General features: G+C 57.5%; 12 protein-coding genes. 4 read left to right on the top strand and 8 right to left on the bottom strand.

The annotated features are described in order from the left end of the window. The first annotated feature begins 3 nt into the window (after window positions 1-3). Both SCD_RS11075 and SCD_RS11070 read left to right on the top strand, forming a co-directional pair. Window positions 4-2268, top strand: a complete 2265-nt coding sequence (locus SCD_RS11075; RefSeq protein ID WP_009205243.1) for a copper-transporting P-type ATPase — start codon at window positions 4-6, stop codon at window positions 2266-2268. A gap of 121 nt (window positions 2269-2389) precedes the next feature. Next, the gene (locus tag SCD_RS11070) at window positions 2390-2962 is read left to right on the top strand and encodes a tyrosine-type recombinase/integrase (RefSeq protein ID WP_009205242.1); all 573 of its coding nucleotides are present in this window, start codon (window positions 2390-2392) and stop codon (window positions 2960-2962) included. A gap of 255 nt (window positions 2963-3217) precedes the next feature. On the opposite strand, the gene fghA is transcribed toward SCD_RS11070, so the two are convergent. From fghA to fdxA, 7 genes are all read right to left on the bottom strand, one after another. Next, entirely contained in the window at window positions 3218-4060 is an 843-nt protein-coding gene (gene fghA, locus SCD_RS11065; RefSeq protein WP_009205241.1) for an S-formylglutathione hydrolase, read from the bottom strand. A gap of 12 nt (window positions 4061-4072) precedes the next feature. Beyond that, complete coding sequence (locus SCD_RS11060) at window positions 4073-5182, bottom strand: S-(hydroxymethyl)glutathione dehydrogenase/class III alcohol dehydrogenase (protein WP_009205240.1); 1110 nt, start codon at window positions 5180-5182, stop codon at window positions 4073-4075. A 321-nt stretch (window positions 5183-5503) separates the two neighbouring features. Further along, window positions 5504-5956: a YaiI/YqxD family protein gene (locus tag SCD_RS11055; protein WP_009205239.1), complete on the bottom strand. Its 453-nt coding sequence runs from the start codon at window positions 5954-5956 to the stop codon at window positions 5504-5506. Between the two features lie 71 nt (window positions 5957-6027). Further along, the gene (locus SCD_RS15795) at window positions 6028-6369 is read right to left on the bottom strand and encodes a hypothetical protein (protein ID WP_009205238.1); all 342 of its coding nucleotides are present in this window, start codon (window positions 6367-6369) and stop codon (window positions 6028-6030) included. 150 nt (window positions 6370-6519) lie between these two features. Continuing rightward, complete coding sequence (locus SCD_RS11045) at window positions 6520-7056, bottom strand: flavin reductase family protein (RefSeq protein WP_009205237.1); 537 nt, start codon at window positions 7054-7056, stop codon at window positions 6520-6522. 56 nt (window positions 7057-7112) lie between these two features. After that, window positions 7113-7997, bottom strand: a complete 885-nt coding sequence (locus SCD_RS11040) for a dienelactone hydrolase family protein (protein WP_009205236.1) — start codon at window positions 7995-7997, stop codon at window positions 7113-7115. Between the two features lie 78 nt (window positions 7998-8075). Further along, window positions 8076-8399: a ferredoxin FdxA gene (fdxA, locus tag SCD_RS11035; protein WP_009205235.1), complete on the bottom strand. Its 324-nt coding sequence runs from the start codon at window positions 8397-8399 to the stop codon at window positions 8076-8078. 194 nt (window positions 8400-8593) lie between these two features. Here fdxA and SCD_RS11030 point away from each other — a divergent pair, with 194 nt between their 5' ends. Then, entirely contained in the window at window positions 8594-10591 is a 1998-nt protein-coding gene (locus tag SCD_RS11030) for an Ig-like domain-containing protein (protein ID WP_009205234.1), read from the top strand. 90 nt (window positions 10592-10681) lie between these two features. Here the strand turns inward: SCD_RS11030 and hrpA are convergent, their stop codons facing one another. After that, the gene (gene hrpA / locus SCD_RS11025) at window positions 10682-14608 is read right to left on the bottom strand and encodes an ATP-dependent RNA helicase HrpA (protein ID WP_009205233.1); all 3927 of its coding nucleotides are present in this window, start codon (window positions 14606-14608) and stop codon (window positions 10682-10684) included. A 353-nt stretch (window positions 14609-14961) separates the two neighbouring features. Between hrpA and nifJ the strand changes: the two genes are divergently transcribed. After that, window positions 14962-18567 (top strand): pyruvate:ferredoxin (flavodoxin) oxidoreductase, encoded by a 3606-nt coding sequence (gene nifJ / locus SCD_RS11020; protein WP_009205232.1) that lies wholly within the window; start codon window positions 14962-14964, stop codon window positions 18565-18567. Window positions 18568-18840 lie beyond the last annotated feature (273 nt).

The raw sequence follows: 18840 nt of genomic DNA, 5'->3' as shown, positions 1-18840 counted from the left end.
CCCATGGCTTCCGATCCGGCTTGCAGCATAAGTGGTACCTGTACAAGTACCTATACCTGCCCCATGCATCCCGAAGTGCGACAGCAGGAGCCGGGCGTCTGTCCCAAATGCGGCATGACCCTGGAGCCGATGGGCATGCCCGCACCCGCGACGAAAACCGAATACACATGCCCCATGCACCCGGAAGTGGTGCAGGATCATCCCGGCAACTGTCCCAAGTGCGGCATGAACCTGGAGCCACGTACCATAGCGGCGGAAGAGGACGATACCGAACTGCGTGACATGACTCGCCGCTTCTGGTTCAGCACTGTCCTGGCCATTCCGATACTGTTCAGCGCCATGGGCGCGGAGTTCTGGCCTGATCTCTTTGCGCAGGTCATCCATCCTCACACCCGTCAGTGGCTGGAACTGTTGCTGGCCACGCCAGTAGTGCTGTGGGGCGGCTGGCCTTTCTTTGTGCGCGGGTGGCAGTCACTGGTGACACGCAATCTCAACATGTTCACCCTCATCGGTCTTGGCGTAGCGGTGGCCTGGGGCTACAGCATGGTTGCCGCGCTGGTGCCGGGCCTATTTCCGCGCTCGGTATTCAATGACATGGGCGTGGTGCCGGTCTACTTCGAGGCCGCCGCAGTGATCACCGCCCTGGTGCTGCTGGGGCAGGTGCTGGAGCTGCGCGCCCGAAGTCAGACCAATGCCGCCATCAAATTGCTCCTGGGATTGGCGCCCAAAACGGCGCGCATCGTGCGTGACGATGGCCGCGAAGAAGACATCCCGCTGGAGCAGGTCCAGCCTGGCGACCGCTTGCGCATCCGCCCCGGCGAAAAGATCCCGGTAGACGGCTCAGTGGTCGATGGCATGAGTCATGTGGATGAATCCATGGTCACCGGTGAACCGGTTCCGGTGGAGAAACGTACCGGAACCAAGGTTATCGGCGCCACGGTAAACGGCACCGGCAGTCTGTTGATGACAGCAGAAAAAGTCGGCAGTGAAACCCTGCTGGCGCAGATTGTGCACATGGTGGCGGAGGCGCAGCGTTCCCGCGCGCCGATCCAGAAGCTGGCGGACGTAGTTTCTGGGTATTTCGTTCCTGTAGTGATTATCGCTGCTGTGATTACGTTCGTCGTGTGGGGTGTGTGGGGGCCGGAACCGCGTTTGGCTCATGCAATGATCAATGCTGTCGCGGTGCTGATCATCGCCTGTCCCTGTGCCTTGGGACTCGCCACGCCGGTCTCCATTATGGTAGGCACGGGGCGCGGCGCCATGATGGGTGTGCTGTTCAAGAACGCCGAGGCGCTTGAGGTGATGCGCAAGGTAGACACCCTGGTGGTGGATAAGACCGGCACTCTCACCGAAGGTCATCCAGAGCTGGTGAGCGTCACCCCGGCGGCAGGTTTCGATGAAACTGAAATTGTGCGCCTGGCCGCCAGTATCGAGCGCGCCAGCGAGCATCCATTGGCCGCCGCTATCGTGCGCGGTGCGGAAAAACGTGCGGTCGAACTGGTGCAGGCAGAGGATTTTCAATCGGTCACCGGCAAGGGGGTAACCGGCGTGGTTGAGGGACGCAAGATTGCCCTGGGCAATATCAAATTGTTGCAGGATCTCGGCATCGACGCGGACAATCTGCCGGCGCAAGCCGACGCCCTGCGCGCCGAGGGGCAGACGGTCATGTTCCTAGGTGTTGATGGACGCATCGCCGGTCTCATCGGTGTGGCCGACCCGATCAAATCAACTACAGCGGAAGCAATCCGATTGCTGCACGAAGAAGGCATACAGATTGTCATGCTCACCGGCGACAACCGCAAGACGGCCGAGGCGGTCGCGGCGAAATTGAATATTGATCAGATCCATGCCGAAGTACTGCCGGATCAGAAAGCGGCGGTAGTGAAACAACTCCAGGCCGAAGGTCGTATCGTCGCCATGGCAGGCGATGGCATCAACGATGCCCCAGCTCTGGCCCAAGCCCAGGTTGGCATCGCCATGGGCACTGGCACCGATGTAGCCATGGAAAGCGCCGGAGTGACGCTAGTCAAGGGCGACCTGCGCGGCATCGTGCGCGCCAGAAAACTTTCGCATGCCACCATGAGCAACATCCGCCAGAATCTGTTCTTCGCTTTCATCTACAACGCGTTGGGTGTGCCGGTGGCCGCCGGCGTGTTGTATCCCTTCTTCGGCCTGTTACTCTCGCCCATGATCGCCGCGGCGGCCATGAGCTTTAGCTCGGTGTCGGTGATTACTAATGCTTTGCGGTTACGGCGCATCAGCCTATGAGTGACTTGAGTAAACTTGTTTTTCGCTGCACTCATAGCGTAAAGATATCCTAAAGCAGACGCCGACAGTAGCGAAGCCATACCGCAGAATCAGATTCCGTTCAATCAACAAGGAGTCTGAAATGGAAATCGCTCAATCCCTCGAACCCTGGAATAAAGGCAAACTGATCGGGCAGAAGCCACCACTGAAGCTGAAAGACATCTGGGCCATTCGTATCCATCTGCAACTCGGCAAACGTGTCCGAGACCTGGCCATGTTTAACCTAGCCATCGACAGCAAGCTGCGAGGTTGTGATCTGGTCAACCTACGGGTCCGGGACGTTGCTCACGGCAACCAGATGTTGACGCGGGCGATGGTAATTCAACGAAAAACACAGAAGCCAGTTCAGTTTGAGCTGATGGAAGAAACCAGAAACACGGTCGCCGCATGGATTACTAAGGCCAATCTGAAGTCGGAACAATACTTGTTCCCAAGTCGACTGCAAAACTCACCGCATGTTTCAACCCGGCAATACGCCTGGATCGTGCATCGATGGGTCGCTGCTATTGGCCTTGATTCCACCGCCTATGGCACACATACGATGCGCCGAACCAAGGCTACTCTGAATTTACCGGCGAACCAAAAATTTGCGGGCAGTGCAACTGTTGCTTGGACACTCAAAGTTGGAAAGCACCGTGCGGTACTTGGGTATTGAAGTTGACGATGCACTGGAGATATCCGAACAAACCGAGATATAACCAAAGGAATTTCGGCTGGCCTTGCGGTCAGTCGCTCCATCTCGCGCTATAAGTCAGTCTTCTATACCCTGATTTCCCAAAAAAATCGTGCCTGACCGGTGTTGGAAGTGGAGCGGTCATTGGTTTTTAATTCCAAGACTTGTTAAAGCGGACATTCACCTATACAACTTATAGAACCTCACTGACCGGCCGCTTAGGCCGAGTAAGAGACATCAATGCGGATCAGTAAGTGCCTTGGCATGATAGGCTAAATGTTCGCCAATGAATGTGGCAATAAAATAGTAGCTGTGATCATAGCCTTCTTGCATGCGCAGCGTGAGGGTCGCGCCGTGTTCTGCATAGGCCGCTTGCAGATCCTGTGGAAACAGTTGTTCGGCCAGGAACTCATCATTGGTGCCCTGATCGATTAATATCGGTATGGCAGTGTGTCCGGCCTTGATCAGTTCGGTTGCATCGTAGGCTTTCCACTGTTCTTTATCATCCCCCAGATAAGCACCGAAATACCCCTCGCCCCATGGAGATTTCACGGGGTGACAAATGGGTGAAAAGGCGGAAACGGAACGGTAGGCGCCTTTTTCCTTCAATGCACAGATCAGTGCGCCGTGACCACCCATGGAATGGCCGCTAATGGATTTGATGCCGGGCAGTACCGGCAAATTGGCCTCGACCAGTGCCGGCAGCTCTGCAGTAACGTAGTCATACATCTGGAAGTGTGCTGACCAGGGTGGCTGGGTGGCATTGACATAAAAGCCGGCACCCTTGCCCAGATCGTAGCGATCCGGCGCATCGGCCACGGCAACGCCGCGGGGGCTGGTGTCCGGCATGATCAACGCCAGCCCAAGTTCGGCGGCATAACGTAGCGCGCCGGCCTTGGTGCGGAAATTATCATCGGTGCAGGTAAGGCCCGACAGCCAATAGACTGCGGGGATTTTTCCCGTTGCTGCCTGAGGCGGCAGATAAACGGAAAAAGTCATGGTGCAATGACAGCTGCTGGACTGATGCTCGTAGCGGTTCAACCATCCGCCGAACGCTTTGATGCTTTCGATTTGCTTCATGATTCAAACATCCTAGAAAATGATCACGGAGCGTATGCTTTCACCGCTGTGCATCAAATCAAATGCGCGGTTGATATCCTCGAGCGGCATGGTGTGGGTGACCATTTTGTCCAGCTCGATTTCGCCGCTCATGTAACGGTCCACGTAGCCGGGCAGCTCCGTCCGTCCCTTGACGCCGCCGAACGCGCTGCCCTTCCAGGTACGGCCTGTGACCAGTTGGAACGGGCGGGTGCAGATTTCCTGACCGGCACCGGCGACCCCGATGATAGTGGAGACACCCCAGCCCATGTGTGTGCACTCCAGTGCTTCACGCATCACGTGCACATTGCCGATACACTCGAAGGAATAGTCGACGCCGCCCTTGGTCATTTCAACAATGGCTTCGGTAACACTGCCGCTCAATTCCTTGGGGTTGACGAAATCCGTCGCGCCCAGTGCCTTGGCCATAGTCCATTTACCCGGGTTGATGTCCACAGCAATGATGCGTTTCGCCTTGGCCATCACGGCGCCCTGAATACAGGACAAACCTATACCGCCCAGACCGAAGACCGCTACTGTTGAACCGGGTTCGACCTTGGCCGTGTTGATGACCGCGCCGATACCGGTGGTGACGCCGCAGCCCAGCAGGCAGACCTTATCCAGCGGGGCCGCTTTATTGATTTTTGCCAAGGCAATTTCAGGCACCACGGTATATTCTGAAAACGTGGAGCAGCCCATATAGTGGTAAATGGGCTTGCCGTTCATGGAAAAGCGTCGCGTGCCGTCGGGCATGAAACCGGTCCACACGGTGGATGCAATGGATTGGCACAGGTTGGTCTTGGTGGAATGGCAATATTCACATTCGCCGCATTCGGGAATGTACAGGGGGATCACATGATCACCCGGTTTCAGATCCTTGACGCCGGGGCCGCACTCCACCACTTCGCAGCCGCCCTCGTGGCCCAGCACCACAGGAAAAACGCCTTCGGGGTCATCGCCGGACAGGGTAAACGCATCCGTATGACAGACTCCCGATGCGATGACTTTGAGTAACACCTCGCCTTCCTTCGGGCCTTCCACGTCTATCATCTCGATAGACAGGGGTTTTTTCACTTCCCATGCAACAGCGGCTTTTGATTTCATCAGGAACGTCCTTAATAATTAAAAGTTATGCTTATCCTGCTATTTGTTTATTGAGACCTTTTGCGCTGCCGTCAAGATTAGTAAATAGCCTGATTAATACTAGCAGGTATCGGTTTCTAGTATGAAAGCTAACTGGTTGATAGATTGTTTAGACGCCTAATACAGATCGCTAGTCTTTGCGTGCCAAGGGCTATTAATCATTGGTAGGGTGCTTGTTCGACATGGCGATAAGGTTGATTACTTAATCGTCAACTTGCGAAAAGAGCTGAGCCCCTGCTCCCTTTCGTGATTTTCAGAGCTTTATTCTAACGAAACATTTTTCTACTGCTTGTGGTTTTTGGCCAGGAAGCGATCCAGTTGGCTGGCAAAGGCTTTGCGGTCGCTCTGGCTGAGCGATGCCGGGCCGCCAGTTTCCACGCCGCTACTGCGCAGGATGTCCATGAAGTCGCGCATGTTGAGGCGTTCGCGTATCGTGTCCGGAGTGTAAAATTCACCCCTGGGGTTGAGTGCGTGGCCGCCTTTGGCGATGACTTCGGCGGCCAGGGGGATGTCGGCGGTGATCACCAGGTCGCCTGGTTCCAGATGCTGGACGATCTTGCCGTCCGCGACATCGAAGCCGGCAGGGACCTGTATAGCCTTGATATAACGCGATGGCGGGGTGCGCAGAAACTGGTTAGCGACCAGCGTCATTGAGATTTGAGCCCGCTCGGCGGCGCGAAACAGGATTTCCTTGATGACGCCGGGGCAGGCATCGGCATCGACCCAGATTTGCATGGATGATTCTTTCGATGAAACGCCGGATTGATGGACGGCGGAGCGGGTTTTCTTATGGGGCGCGATGCAGATTACTTGCGGTTGGCGGCCTCGTTGCGCGCACGCTGGGCGTCGGCATTGCGCTTGATCCGGCGCCGGTCCAACCACCAGGCCATTACCGGCAGCAAGAACAGCCCGCCGGGCGCTACGAACAGGATGATGTAGGGGCTTATCCTCGCCAGATTGCGCAAGTGCTTCCGGATATGCTGCCGATCATCCTTGGTCCAGTGATAACCGTTGCGCTGCTTCATGAGCAGCGGCATCAGATCACGCATCTGGGTCATTTCTTCCAATAGCTGTGTCCGTTCCCGATTCTGGAGCGCGAAGAATCCCTTGCCCAAGCGTAATGCAGGGGCAAAAAGTACGGTAGACACGGCTCCGAATTGGCGGAGCAATTTTGTGATTGGCTTGGGCACGGGAGTAAAGTTCGGAGTATGTTGCGAGAATACCGCCTGATGGGGTTTCCGCGCAAGCGGGCGCGCGGGGCGGGGCATTGCGCGCAACGGAATACTCAACGATAGGGATTATTTCATTTTGGAGGGGAGTTTGATCCTCTTGCCGGCGACCATGAACGCGCCTGTGCCGAGATGGTGAATCGTTCGCGGATGTTTTATCGAGGAGTCTGCCCACGCCTGGAGCACTTCGAGGATAAAGAAGTTGTATCTGGTTACCATCTTCCCGTTGACGACCTTGCATTCAAGGCTGGCATAGCATTCGTCGATGAGGGGCGCCCGGACGCACGAGGCGGCTACTGGCGTGAGTCCAAAGTGCTTGAACTTGTCGATATTGCGCCCGGTAGTGTTGCCGCAGCCCACCACTTTTTCCGCCAGTTCCACCGTCGGGATGTTGATCACGCATTCTTTGGTGGCCTTCAGGGTGTCGAACGAGTGGTTCCGGTTGCTGATCACGCACCCCACCAGCGGTGGCTCGAATTCGATCATGGTGTGCCACGATTGGGTCATGATATTCATCCGCTCCTTGCCGGCGGTCGTAATCAGCACGACCGGCCCCGGTTCGAGCAGGCTATAGACCTTGGGCAAGGGAAAGGAATTCTTTGCCATCTCGGCACCCCGTTTCGACACTCCGCATAGTTATTGGCGTTTTGAGAGAATTCGAATTACACCCCGTTCTTCTTCAGCCATGCCTGCATGCGCTTCCATCCATCTTCGGCGGCACCCTTGCGGTAGCTGGGCCGGTAATCGGCGTTAAAGGCATGGGGCGCGTCGGGATAGACATGAAGCTCGGACTTGCCGCCGGCCTTCTTGATGGCCGCACGCATGGCCTCCACATCGTCCAGCGGGATGCCCTGGTCCTGGCCGCCATAAAGCCCCAGTACCGGTGCTTTCAGTTGCGCCGCCAAGTCGAGCGGTTGTCTCGGCGTCAGTTCGCTGTCCACCCCGTCGATCCGGCCGTACCAGGCTACGGCAGCCTTGAGACGAGGGTTGTGAGCAGCGTACAGCCAGGTGATGCGCCCGCCCCAGCAGAAGCCGGTGATCGCCATGCGCGACGTGTCGCCGCCATGCGCTTTGGCCCAAGCCTCGCAGGCATCAATATCGCTCATGACCTGGGCGTCCGGTACTTTGGCGACGATGTTGTCGAGGATATCCTGGATGCTGCTGATTTTGCGTGGATCGCCGTGGCGCGCAAATAGTTCCGGGGCGATGGCCAGGTAGCCGAGTTTAGCCAGCCGCCGGCAGATATCGGCGATATGCTCGTGGACACCGAAAATCTCGGAAATCACCAGGATGACAGGAAAATTGGCCCCTTTGTCGGGTTGCGCACGATAGGCGACCATGTCGCCATCGCTGACGGGTACCTTGATTTCTCCCGCAATGAGGCCTTCGGTGCTGGTTTTGATCACGGTGTCGGCCATGACCGGCTGAGTGGCGAGTGCGAAACCCACGCCCAGCATGCTAATGACGAAAGCACGGCGGGTGAAGGGGGTGTTGGGTACCAGACTATCGAATTCGGGGTTGCTGGATCGGGGTGTCATCTTGCTCATTTCGTTGACTCCAATGTAGAAGAGAATTGGGAAGTAGGTGTCAGATGCTGCTTACGCTAAAGTGCCAGGAGCAATGGGTTATTTCTCCAGATATTGCAGCTTGTCCTCAACCCCCTTCCATTTTTCCGCCTCGGGAAGAGGATCCTGCTTCAAGGTGATGACGGGCCAGGTTTTTGCCAGTTCTGCATTGATTTCGAGAAACTTCTCCTGTCCCGGCGGCAGGTCCGCCTCAGCAAAAATCGCTTCAGCCGGGCATTCCGTCACGCATACGTCGCAATCGATGCATTCATCCGGATCGATCACCAGAAAGTTAGGTCCCTCGTGAAAGCATTCCACCGGACAAACAACCGCACAGTCGGTGTACTTGCAGAGGATGCAGTTTTCAGTCACTACATAAGTCATTTTTCGTACCTCAAGTCGTAACCATTTAAAAATAGCAGATTGAAATATTTTGGTGTGATCCTGAAATAGGAATGTCCAAACTTGCTGTTTCAGGGCTTGGCGAGCAGGTTCAGAGTAATGTGAACATATCGTAATAAACCTTACTATTTGTACGGTATACACTTCATGACATATATCAATAAAAAGGGGTTGCCATGAACGCTCGTACTGTACCATTCCCATTCCCATTCTCATTTCTGCTGTTCCTGGCCGCATTGTTTACTGCTGTCACGGCAATTGCCGATGAGAGTAGGCTACAGGTTAGCCCGTCATCGGTCCTGATGAATGTGGGCGCCACGGCCACGCTTACTGTGACGAGCGCATCCGGTACGGTTTCAGTTGAATCCCACGAAACATCCGTGGTTAGCGCTTCCTATGCCAATGGGAAAGTTACGCTGAAAGGGCTCAAGGCGGGCTCGACCACCGTTACAGTAAAAGACCGCAACAGCAGTAGAGATGCCAGCATTCAAGTGCTGGCCACAAGCACTGGCGGCGGTGGCACCACAACGGGTGGTACCACCACGACCAGCACTTATACGCTTTTGGCGTGGAACGATCTGGGCATGCACTGCATGGATGGTCTGGATTTTTCGGTTTTCGCCATCTTGCCCCCATATAATTCCCTGCATGCTCAACTCAAGGACAAGTCGGGCAAACTGATTGCCAGCAACGTCAGGATTACTTACGAAGCTGTGGCGGACAGTACCGGATCCATCAATACTTCCAGTGCGAATAAAACCAATTTCTGGTCATGGGTCAATGGTCTGGTTGGCCTCAACCCGGCACCTAATGTCGGCCTCAATCTGGACGGACTGGCCACGGGTACCCCCGCCCCTGGTAACAAGGCGCCTTCACTTGTTCCGGCACCGATGAGCTACAACACCCAGTACGCCTGGTTTGAAGCTGAGGGTATCCCGGTTACGCCATTTGATGACACCTTCAAGAAGAATTTTTACCCCACGGTTAAAGTTGTCGCCAAGGATCTGAGCGGCAAGGTGCTGGCTACAACCACGACCGTGCTGCCCGTGAGCGATGAGATGACCTGCAAGGGATGCCACTCTTCAATTACTACGGGCAATGCTGCGGCGATGGCGGCCAAGCCGACGACAGGCTGGGTTTTCGATGCCAATGCCGACAGGGACTGGAAGAAAAATATTCTGAAACTGCATGATCAGAATAAGCTATCCAATACGTTGTACAAGACGGGCCTTAGCCAAAATGGTTACAACACAAGTGGCTTATTGGCTACTGCGAATGGCGGGAAACCGGTTCTATGCGCTGCCTGCCATGCCAGTAACGCTTACTTTGACAAGCTGAACAAAACAACGGTGATGAAAGGTGTAGCGGGTACCACGCCGTTTACACAGGCGCTGCACACCAAGCATTCCACGGTAAAAGATCCAGCAACCCTGTTACCGCTGGATAATATTAATGACCGTACTTCGTGCTATTTGTGCCATCCAGGCTCGGCTACTCAGTGTCTGCGTGGTGCCATGGGCAAAGCGGTAGATGCCAATGGCAAATTGCTGATGAGTTGCCAAAGCTGTCACGGCAATAATGCGCAGGTTGGCAATAAAGCTCGTCAAGGGTGGTACAACGAGCCGACTTGCGAGGCGTGCCACAATAAAGCAGCACCTGGCCAGCGTGCCACTTCCGGCGTGAACGCCAACGGTGTTGCCATTGTGCCGACGGATCATACCTTTGCAACCAACGCCAACACCCCTGTTACGGGATTGAATTTGTACCGCTTCAGCAAAGGGCACGGCGGATTACAGTGCGAGGCATGTCACGGCGCGACTCACGCGATTTATCCTTCCAGTCACGCTGATGACAATACGCAGAGCATCGCTGTCCAGGGCCATGCGGGAACTGTCTCTGAATGCAGCGCCTGTCATACGACGGCGCTACCGGTCACTGCCAATGGTGGGCCACATGGTTTGCACACTTTCGGCCAAGGCTGGGTTAAGGGGCATGAGAGCGCAGCAAAGGCAAGCACCTCGTCTTGTACCTACTGCCACGGCGCCGATTATCGCGGCACCGCGTTGAGCCAGGTCAAGATGGCCAAGACCTTTACGGTGGAAAATGGCACGAAGAGTTTCGCCGCAGGGCAGAAAGTGGGCTGCTATGACTGCCATAATGGACCGAATCCATAACGATAGAATCTAAAGCCCCTAAGAAAAAACCGCCCCATCCGGGGCGGTTTTTTTTGGTGCGCCCTGCCGGGCGCACTGGCATGAGGGGTTTTACGCCTTCACCCCTTCCCATGCTTTTTGCAGCCTTTTGACTGATACCGGATAAGGCGTCTTCAGTTCCTGCGCAAACATCGACACCCGCAACTCTTCCATCATCCAGCGAAACTTGTGTAGTTCCGGGTCGCTAATCCCTTCCTTGCGGTGCTTTTCCAGCCGCTTCTGATGATCCTGCCATAGCGCCCGGATGGCAACAGTGTATTTGGCGTCGCGCTCAACCGCACCGGAGAGTTTTTCCAGTCGGCGCACGGTGGCCTTGAGGTAGCGTGGCAGGTGCTGCAACTGTTCCCACGGGGTGGCGTTGAGAAAGCCCTTGTAGACCAGGTTGACGAGTTGCTCGCGGATGTCGGCGGCGATATTGCCGGGCGGTTTGGCAGCGAGCCTGGCCTGTATCGCCTGGTAGTCGGTGGCGATGGTGGCGAGGATACGGCATGCTCCGTCCGAGACGGCAGCGAGGCGGGTGCGGGCGCGGTCCTTTTGTGTGGCGAAGTCCTTGGTGGTGCGGGGCAGTTCGTCGTCGCCGAGGAAGGCGCGGTCGGTGATGGCGGTGAGCAGGTCTTCTTTCAGGTCGTCGGGGTTGGCGACGGAACGCAGCAGGATAGCGGTCTGGGTGAAACCGGGCAGGCTCTTTTCCAGTTGCTTCATCTGCGGGTTAAGGGCGAGCCGCAGCAATCGGCGCACACCGGCACGCATGGCGGATTCCGCCGCTTCGGGGGTGTCGAACAAGCGGATCGAGACCGAGTCGCCGTCGTCCTCCAGCGCCGGGTAGCCGGTGAGAGATTGTCCATGGCGGGTGAAGGCGATCTTTTCCGGCAGGTCGCCGAAATCCCAGTTGGTTAGTCCTTCCTTTTCGATGTCGAGTTCCGGCGCGCTGGCGAAGGTGAGGCGTGCGGCCTGGCCGAGATTTTCCTTGAGCGCGGCGAGGTCGCGGCCGGAGGCCATCTCGGCGCCGGACTCGTCAACTACCTTGAAGTTCATGCGCAGGTACAGCGGCAGGTCGGCTTCCTTCCAGGTGTCGGGCGGGATTTCCTGGCCGGTTTTTTTGCGCAGGAAGACGGCGAGGGCTTCGGAGAGGACACGGCTTTCCCCCTCTCCCCAGCCCTCCCCCGCGAGGGGGGAGGGAGTAATGGCCCTCTCTCCCTTGATGGGAGAGGGTTGGGGAGAGGGTAATATTTCCATCAATGCAGCGGTGACAAAATCCGGCACCGGCACGCAGGCGCTACGCAACCGCTTGGGCAATCCTTTGACCAGCACGGTGAGCTTCTCGCGGATCATGCCCGGCACCAGCCAGTCGAAGCGCTTGGCGTCCATCTGGTTCAAAAGGTGCAGCGGCACGGAGAGGGTGACGCCGTCGAGCGGGTGGCCGGGTTCGAAACGGTAGGCGAGGCGGCAGGCTGTTTCGCCGATCATCAGGGTTTCAGGGAACAGCTCGACGGTGACGGCATCGGCGCCGTGGCGCATCAGGTCGTCCTTGTTCATGAACAGCAGGCGCTTATCCTGGGCTTCAGCACCGCGCCGCCATTTGTCGAAATCCGCGCCGTTGTGGATGCCCTCCGGGATGCGGGCATCGTAGAAGGCGTAAATGCGCTCCTCGTCCACCAGCACGTCCTGGCGGCGCGACTTGTGCTCCAGTTCTTCGACTTCGGCGACAAGCTTGCGGTTGTGTTCGAAGAACGGGGCACGGGTATTAAATTCACCCGCTACCAGCGCGCCCTTGATAAAGATGTCGCGCGACTCGATCGGGTTGATCGTGCCGTAGTGGACGCGGCGACGCGGCACCAGCGTCAGACCGTACAGGCTGACGCGTTCGTAGGCGGCGACCTGGGCGGTGGTCTTTTCCCAGTGGGGATCGAAATAGTGGCGGCGCAGCAGATCGACGGCGACCTTTTCCACCCATTCCGGTTCGATTTTGGCGGCGCAGCGGGCGTAGAGCTTGGTGGTTTCGGTCAGCTCCGCCGCCATCACCCATTTCGGCGCTTTCTTGAAAATCACCGAACCGGGAAAGAGGTGGAACTTGATTTCCCGCGCCCCGGCATATTCCTGGCTTTCGGTCTTGACGCCGAGGTTGCCGAGCAGGCCGGCCAATAATGCGCGATGAATTTCCTCATAACTGGCCGGGGTCTGGTTCGGGCGCAGGCCGATCTCCACCACTTGGGCGTGGAGCTGGCCGTGGATCTCGCGCCACTCGCGCAAACGCGTGGCGGAGAGGAAATGCTCGCGGCACAGGTCGAGCAGCTTGCGGTTGGATTTCTTGTGCTTCAGCGCCTCGTCGTAGAACGCCCACAGCTTGATGTAGGCAACGAAGTCGGAGTTGTCGTCCTGGAACTGGCGGTGCTTGTCGTCCGCTGCCTGCTGGCGGTCCATCGGTCGGTCGCGCGGGTCCTGCACGGAAAGCGCGGAGGCGATGATCAGCACTTCGGTCAGACAGTTTTCCGCCTTGGCTGCGAGGATCATGCGGGCGATGCGCGGGTCGATCGGGAATTTGGCGAGCTGGCGGCCGGTTTCGGTCAGCGCGCGCTGCGCGTCCACCGCGCCAAGTTCTTCCAGCAGCTTGAAGCCGTCGACGATGGCGCGCGAGTCGGGCGGTTCGAGGAACGGGAAATCCTCGATGTCGGCCAGGCCCAATGCCTTCATCCGCAGGATCACGGCGGCGAGGTTGCTGCGGCGGATTTCCGGGTCGGTGAAGGCGGGGCGGGTGTTGAAATCCTCCTCCGCGTACAGTCGCACGCACACCCCGCTCATCACCCGGCCGCAACGACCGGCGCGCTGGTTGGCCGAGGCCTGGGAGATTTTTTCGACCTGCAATCGCTCCACCTTGGAACGGTAGCTGTAACGTAGCAGGCGGGCGTAACCGGGGTCGATGACGTAGCGAATGCCGGGCACGGTGAGCGAGGTCTCCGCCACGTTGGTGGCGAGCACGATGCGGCGTGCTCCGCCGGGCTTGAACACGCGTTCCTGCTCGGCGGCAGAAAGGCGGGCGAACAGCGGCAGGATTTCGCTGCCTGCCGGATGGTGCTTGCGTAAGGCTTCAGCAGTGTCGCGGATTTCGCGTTCGCCGGGGAGGAAGATCAGGATATCGCCGGAACCGGTGCGTGAAACTTCATCCACTGCATCGAGGATGGCTTCCTCGATATTCGCTTCGCTAATATCGTCTTCAATTTTCCCGGCCTCGTTCTTGCGCTGGTGCAGCGGTCGGTAGCGCATTTCAACCGGATACAGCCGACCGGAAACTTCAATCACCGGGGCGCCGTCGAAGTGATTTGAAAACCGCTCCGCGTCGATGGTGGCCGAGGTGACGATGACTTTCAGGTCGGGACGCTTGGGCAGAATCTGCTTCAGGTAACCGAGGAGGAAGTCGATGTTGAGGCTGCGCTCGTGCGCCTCGTCGATGATGATGGTGTCGTAGGCGGAAAGGAAACGGTCGTTCTGTGTTTCCGCAAGCAGGATGCCGTCGGTCATCAGCTTGACGTAGCTGTCTGCGCTGGTATGGTCGGAAAAGCGTACTTTGTAGCCGACGATCTGGCCGAGCGGGCTTTTCAGTTCCTGCGAGATGCGCGAAGCCACGGTGCGGGCGGCGATGCGTCGCGGCTGGGTGTGGCCGATCAGGCCGGCTGCTCCGCGTTGGAGTTCCAGGCAGATTTTCGGCAGCTGGGTGGTCTTGCCCGAGCCGGTTTCGCCGCAAACGATGACCACCTGGTTGGCGGCGATGGCGGCGGCGATGTCCGCCCGTTTGCCCGAGACCGGCAGCTCTTCAGGATAGGTGGGGACGGGTAGCCGCTCCAGCCTTTGTTTCAGCCTCCCGGCAGAGCGCTCCACTGCGCCTTGCAGTTGCTGTAGCGGGGCGTCCATGGGCTTGTTGGCGGTGGCCAGTGCGCGCAGCTTGTCCAGTTGCCGCCGGAAAGCGTGGCGGTCTGAGATCATGCAGGAGGAAATAGCGGCGGCGAGGGTTCGGAGTGTCTGTTGCACGGCGGTTTGCAGGTAAGCAGGTGTGGCCGGAATTATACACCCGGGGCAAGTGGAAATTACTTGACTAAATTACTTGGTATTTGTATATTGAAATCGAACCAAGAACATACCTCCCCTGTTCCGCCTTGTCGATTCGTCGGCGGGCGGTTTTTTTTGTCGTTTTTTCGGCTAATTCAAACTTGTATAAGATATCTTAGATAGATTATATGATGATGGTTGCCTGGCTTCTCGAGTCATGGTAATTTGAACATATCATCGACAGTTTTGTCTTAAATGGTTGTACATGTCGTCATAAAAGGGGTGTTTCGATGTCTCAAGCACGTATGGTTACTCTCGACGGCAATGAAGCCGCTGCCTATATCGCCCATCTGACCAACGAGGTGATCGCGATTTATCCGATTACCCCTTCCTCGCCGATGGGGGAATACGCCGATGCCTGGTCGGCGGAGGGTGTCAAAAACCTGTGGGGTACTGTTCCGGAAGTGATCGAGATGCAGAGCGAGGGAGGCGCTGCTGGCGCTATTCACGGCGCATTGCAGACGGGTTCCCTGGCGACCACCTTTACCTCCTCGCAGGGTCTGCTGCTGATGATCCCCAACATGTACAAGATCGCCGGTGAGCTGACGCCTTTCGTGATGCACGTGGCAGCGCGCTCGCTGGCGGCGCAGGGCCTGTCTATTTTTGGCGACCACAGTGACGTGATGTCTGTTCGGGCCACCGGATTCGCTTTCCTTGCCTCCAATTCGGTGCAGGAAGCGATGGACATGGCGCTGATTGCCCAGGCTGCTACACTTGAATCGCGCGTGCCTATCCTGCATTTCTTCGACGGTTTCCGCACCTCGCACGAGGTGGCCAAGGTCGAGCAGGTGCCGGTCGAGGTAGTGCGCGCGATGATCGACGACAAGCTGGTATTCGCTCACCGCGCCCGCGCGCTGTCGCCAGACCATCCTGCGATTCGCGGCACGGCGCAGAACCCGGACGTGTACTTCCAGGCGCGCGAGACGGTCAATCTGTTCTATGACCGCATGCCGGAAATTGTGCAGAGAACCATGGACAAGTTCGCTGGATTGACCGGCCGCCAGTACCATCTGTATGAATACGTCGGTGCGCCAGATGCCGAGCGCGTGATGCTGTTGATGGGTTCCGGTGCAGAGGCGGCCGAGGAAACCGTAGACCACCTCAACGTTCACGGCGAGAAAGTGGGCATGGTGAAGGTGCGCTTGTATCGGCCATTTGCGGCGGATGAACTGCTCAAAGTCATTCCGGTCACGGCCAAGCACATTGCCGTGCTCGACCGTACCAAGGAGCCGGGTGCAGACGGCGAACCGCTTTATAAGGATGTAGTGACGGCAATTGCCGAATCCTGCGGGCACAGCGTTTGCCATTTTCCCGCCATGCCGCGTGTGGTCGGCGGGCGCTACGGCCTGTCTTCCAAGGAATTCACGCCGGGCATGATCAAGGGCGTATTCGACGAACTGAAAAAAGATCAGCCGAAAAACCATTTCACCATCGGCATCATCGACGATGTCACCCACACCAGCCTGGACTGGGACGCGGATTTCCGTACCGATGCCGGCCACGGCGTGAATCGCTGCGTGTTCTACGGTCTGGGAGCGGACGGCACGGTGGGCGCCAACAAGAACACCATCAAGATCCTGGGCGAGGAAACCGATCTCTATGGCCAGGGCTATTTTGTTTACGACTCGAAAAAGGCCGGTGCGGCGACCATTTCCCACTTGCGCTTCTCGCCCAAGGTTATCCATTCCCCCTACCTGATCGGTAACAACGAGGCCAACTTCGTCGGCTGTCACCAGCCGGTTTTCCTCGAACGCTACGACATGCTGAGTTCGGCTGCGGAAGGGGCGGTTTTCCTGCTCAATTCGCCGGAGCCGGCAGACAAGGTGTGGAACACCCTGACGCATACGATGCAGCAGCAGATCATCGACAAGAAGCTGGAGTTCTACGTCATCGATGCCTACGCCATCGCCAAGGCAACCGGCATGGGCAACCGCATCAACACCATCATGCAGACCTGCTTCTTCGCCATTTCCGGTGTGCTGCCGCGCGACTTGGCGATCGAGAAGATCAAGCATGCCGCCGAAAAATCGTACAGCAAGAAGGGCATGGAGGTGGTGGAAGCCAACTGGAAGGCGATCGACGAAACCATCGCCAACCTGCACCAGGTGGAAGTGCCGGCGCAGGCCACCAGTACCCACAAGATGCCGGAGACCGTGCCGGCCTTCGCTCCCGAGTTTGTCAAGAAGATCACTGCCGAAATCATGGCCGGCTATGGCGACCGACTGCCGGTCAGCGCGCTGCCCAACGATGGCACCTGGCCCACCGGCACTTCCCAGTGGGACAAGCGCAACCTGGCGCAGGAAATCCCGGTGTGGGACGAGGAATTGTGCATCTATTGCGGCAAGTGCCCATTCGTTTGTCCGCACACTGCCATCCGCTCCAAGGTTTTCCCGGCCAGCATGGCCAAGAACGCCCCTCCCACTTTCAAGCACATTCAGGTCAAGGGCAAGGAATTCGAGCAGGGTATGCACATCAGTTACCAGGTTGCGCCCGAAGACTGCACCGGTTGCACCTTGTGCGTGGATATTTGTCCGGCGGTTTCCAAGGTCGATGGCCACAAGGCGCTGGAAATGCGGCCGCAGGCTGCACTACGTGAACAGGAGCGCGAGAATTTCAAGTTCTTCCTGACGCTGCCGGAGTTCGATCGTACCAAGCTGCGCACCTCCACCATCAAGGGAGCGATGGTGATGGAGCCCTTGTTCGAATTCCCCACCGCCTGCATCGGTTGCGGAGAAACGCCCTACATCCGCCTCGCCAGCCAACTGTTCGGCGACCGCATGGTGATTGCCAACTCTACCGGTTGCTCCTCGATTTACGGCGGCAACTTGCCAACCACGCCCTACAGCCAGAACGCTGAAGGACGCGGCCCGGCCTGGGCGAACTCGCTGTTCGAAGATAACGCCGAATTCGGCCTGGGTTTCCGCGTCAGCATCGACAAGCATGCCGAGCATGCGGGTGAATTGCTGGAGAAGCTGAAGGGCCGTATCGACGGCGCGTTGGTGGATGCCATTCTTAATGCGGATCAGACCACGGAAGCCGGTATTTTCGCCCAGCGCGAGCGCGTCGAGCAGCTGCGCCAGGTTCTGGCCGGCATCGATGCAGCTGAGGCGCGGCAGCTGGAAAGCCTGGCCGATTACCTGGCGAAGAAAAGCGTGTGGATTATCGGCGGCGACGGCTGGGCCTACGACATTGGCTTCGGCGGTCTGGATCATGTCATCGCCACCGGTCGCAACGTCAATATCCTGGTGCTGGATACCGAGGTCTATTCCAACACCGGCGGCCAAGCCTCCAAGGCCACACCTCGCGGCGCCATGGCCAAGTTCGCCGCCGGCGGCAAGCACACCGGTAAGAAGGATCTGGCGCAGATCGCCATGAGCTACGGCCACGTCTACGTCGCCCATGTCGCCTATGGCGCGAAGGACATTCACACCCTGAAGACCTTCCTCGAAGCGGAATCCTTCGACGGACCGTCGCTGATCATTGCCTACAGTCCTTGCGGCGAGCACGGTTACGATCTGAGCAAGCAGCACCAGCAGCAGGAACTGGCGGTGAGCTCAGGTCATTGGCCGCTGTTCACCTTCGATCCGCGGCGCGAACAGGAAGGCAAGAATCCGCTCAAGCTGGATTCGCAGAGGCCGTCTGTGTCCTACCGCGAGTTCGTCCAGAACGAGCCGCGCTTCCGCGGACTGGTGAAGGAAATGGATAGTGACGGCGGGGAAGTGCTGGCGTTTTACGAGAATGAACTGCAGAAGCGCTTCGCTTTTTATGAGCAGATGGCGGGCGTTTCCAGCAAGGGGGCCGAAACTGGCGTAAAGAAGGAACCAACTGAAACCTGATTGGTCTCAGTTAGTGTGTTTCCTCCCCTTGGCCGTGCCGGCATTTTTGGCGCGGCTTTTTTTTGGGAGATTTGTAATCCATTCGGAGAATCAGTGAATCGCAGGGTGATGTCCTGGAATTATGTCGCTCAAAACGGGTGTTCCAGATTTTGATCCGCCGAAATTCCTGCATGGAGGAAAATCCCACTAGCAGCATTCGATATGCAACAATAACTTTATCCGCTATTTATTCATGAGGCGGCATAGCGATTGGATTATAGGTAATTTCTACTG

The organism is Sulfuricella denitrificans skB26, assembly GCF_000297055.2.
GTDB lineage: Bacteria > Pseudomonadota > Gammaproteobacteria > Burkholderiales > Sulfuricellaceae > Sulfuricella > Sulfuricella denitrificans.
This window is presented reverse-complemented; position numbering and strand designations above follow the sequence as displayed.